Annotated in this window: 5 protein-coding genes and 1 pseudogene; 1 reads left to right on the forward strand and 5 read right to left on the reverse strand. The window is 73.8% G+C overall.

Translation table 11 applies throughout. The annotated features are described in order from the left end of the window. Positions 1–210: hypothetical protein (locus tag BCY76_RS19745; protein WP_237090255.1), on the reverse strand; the 210-nt coding region annotated here is incomplete at its 3' end. 24 nt (positions 211–234) lie between these two features. Here BCY76_RS19745 and BCY76_RS17120 point away from each other — a divergent pair. After that, positions 235–408 carry a LysE family transporter gene (locus BCY76_RS17120; RefSeq protein WP_170922751.1) on the forward strand — a complete coding sequence of 58 codons (174 nt, stop codon included), beginning with the start codon at positions 235–237 and terminating at the stop codon, positions 406–408. On the opposite strand, the gene BCY76_RS17125 is transcribed toward BCY76_RS17120, so the two are convergent. From BCY76_RS17125 to BCY76_RS18390, 4 genes and pseudogenes are all read right to left on the reverse strand, one after another. Continuing rightward, positions 409–1,125 (reverse strand): DNA alkylation repair protein, encoded by a 717-nt coding sequence (locus BCY76_RS17125; protein ID WP_070159452.1) that lies wholly within the window; start codon positions 1,123–1,125, stop codon positions 409–411. A 10-nt stretch (positions 1,126–1,135) separates the two neighbouring features. After that, entirely contained in the window at positions 1,136–1,303 is a 168-nt protein-coding gene (locus tag BCY76_RS18385; RefSeq protein WP_170922752.1) for a hypothetical protein, read from the reverse strand. 124 nt (positions 1,304–1,427) lie between these two features. Beyond that, on the reverse strand, positions 1,428–1,850 hold the full coding sequence (locus tag BCY76_RS17135) for a hypothetical protein (protein ID WP_085437967.1): 423 nt from the start codon (positions 1,848–1,850) through the stop codon (positions 1,428–1,430). Next, positions 1,793–2,248, reverse strand: a pseudogene (locus tag BCY76_RS18390) (hypothetical protein); the annotation flags it as partial. The pseudogene BCY76_RS18390 and the gene BCY76_RS17135, both read right to left, overlap by 58 nt.

Below are 2,248 nucleotides of genomic sequence, written 5' to 3' on the forward strand. Positions count from 1 at the left end.
GGCACGGCACGGCGAGCACGGCGGCCACCTCTCAGAGCCGGCCACGACCACCGCGACGTTGCCGCGCGTGGAGCGGAAGGCGCAGAAGGGGCGCACACGCCGCCGCGCCCGTCCGCTGAGCACCGTGGGCGCCGTCGTCGGGACCGGCCTGACGGTGAGCGTGCTGAACCCGCACGCTTGGGTGGACACCATGGTGGTGCTGGGCACCATGGCCAACTCCTTCGGCGCGGAGAAGTGGTTCTTCGCGCCGGCGCGCTGGGCGCCTCGTGCCTGTGGTTCACCCTGCTGGGCTACGGCGGCTCCGCCCTGGCCGGGCTGCTGAACCGGCCGCGCACCTGGCAGGTCATCGACGCCGGCGTCGGCGTGACCATGCTGGTGGTGGCGGGCCTGCTGGCCTTCGGCGGCTGATCATCGCCGCGGCGGCACGAACTCCTCCCGCAGCTCCTGCGGCAGCCGCTCCACGGCGAACCGGATGCTCACCCGCTGCAGGCGGCTCGCCTGCTCTCGCAGAAACGCGACGAGCCTGTCCTGATCCACCTTCCCGACCTCCCGCAGCGCCGTGCCGATCGGCTGGGCGACCCGCTCCGAGGTGTCCGCCGCCAGACGCTCGGCCAGATGCAGGGCGTCGTCGCAGTCTCCCTGGCGGACCATCCAGAACGTGGCGGTGACGGCGGTCCGGCGGCGCATCGGGTCCGGTGAGTCGGCCAGCGCGACCAGCTGGGCGCGACGAGCCTCCGGTGGGTGGTCCAGAGAAAGGTGGGCGCCGATCACCCGCGGCGCCGCCCGGTCCACCAGGTCCCAGACCACGAGCTGGTCGTGGTGGTCCAGGTAGATGCCCGCCAGCTCGGCACGCTCTTGCGCCGTCAGCCGACGGCGGGCTCGGAAGTCCAGGATGCTGATCCCCACCATCCGGCGTTCGTAGTCGGGACAGGTGAGCAGCTGCGGAACCAGGTCGCCGACGGGCTGCCTTTGGCGCTCCACCCGGGCCGCGAGGTCGAAGACGTGCTTCATCCGCACCCCGACGATCTCCAGCTCTTCGGGGACGCGGCGCCGAGTCTTCTCCCGCTCCTCATACTCGGCGAGCTGCTGCAGCTCCGTCAGGATCTCCTCGACGTCGTGGCTCATGCGCTCCTCCTCACCCATGCTCGCGCAGCGCCGCCTGCGCGGCGTGATAGCCGTTCATGCCGTGGGCCCCTCCTCCGGGCGGGGTGGACGAGGAACCGAGCCACACACCCTCGACCCCGGTGCTGTAGGGGTCCCAGCGCAGGGCCGGTCGGGCCACGAACTGGCGAAGTGTGGGCATGCCGCCGCTGATCGCCCCGCCCACCAGGTTGGCGTCGAAGGCTCCAGATCCTGAGGCGTCCAGACCGTCCGGGCGCGCACCGCCTCCCGGAACCCGGGCGCGGCGGTCGCCGATCTCGCGTCGATCATCGACGGCGCCCGTCTGCGGCTCCCCCGGCCAGGCCGTGTGGGACGTGGGCGTAGGCCCACGCCACCGTCTGCCCCGCCGGCGCGCGGGACGGGTCCGCCGCGGACGGCTGGGCGAGCAGCACATAGGGCCGTCCGGGCAGCACACCGCGCGCAGCGGCGGCCTCGGCGGCGCCGATCTGTGCATGGGATCCGCCCAGGTGCACGGTCCCCGCGCGTGCCACCTCCGGGTCCCGCCAGGGGATGGGCCCGTTGATCAGATAGTCGATCTTCACGATCGCCGGCCCGTACGTCCAGCGGCTCAGGGCGCGCCGGTACCGGACCGGCAGCTCCAGTCCCTCGAGACGCAGCAGCTGGGCGGGCGTCAGGTCCGCGATGACGACGTCGGCCGGTCTCCTCCACGACGACGGCGCGGCCGGCACCGCTGCCGGAGCGGCGCCCGCTGATCCCGGTGGGCGGCCCGGTGGCGTCCGGGGATCTGCCGGACGCCGGTGACCTCGAACTCGGTTTCGATCCGCCCGCCGGCAGCATGCAGCACCGAGACCAGCGCATCGACGATGCCCTGGGACCCTCCACGGGCCACGGGCCAGCCGGTGCCGTGTCCGGCCGCACTGAAGAGCACCCCGAACGCGGCGGTCAGCGGATGCGAGAACGGGACCGTGGAGTGGGCGGCCATGCCCGCGAAGAGCGCCCGGGCGCGCGGGGTGCGGAAGCATCGGGCGGCGACGTCGGCGGGCCAGGCGCCGACGAGCCCGAGCCGGGCCAGGGCGCCGATCCGGGTGAGCGCGGAGGCGCGCGAGGTGCGTGCGGTGCGAGCGCG

Source organism: Nesterenkonia sp. PF2B19 (genome assembly GCF_001758425.2).
GTDB lineage: Bacteria > Actinomycetota > Actinomycetes > Actinomycetales > Micrococcaceae > Nesterenkonia > Nesterenkonia aethiopica.

Excerpts from the sequence above, each read along its gene's own strand:
- BCY76_RS17125 (WP_070159452.1), bottom strand. The coding sequence starts at position 1,125 with ATGAGCCACGACGTCGAGGAGATCCTGACGGAGCTGCAGCAGCTCGCC.
- BCY76_RS18385 (WP_170922752.1), bottom strand. The coding sequence starts at position 1,303 with ATGCCCACACTTCGCCAGTTCGTGGCCCGACCGGCCCTGCGCTGGGAC.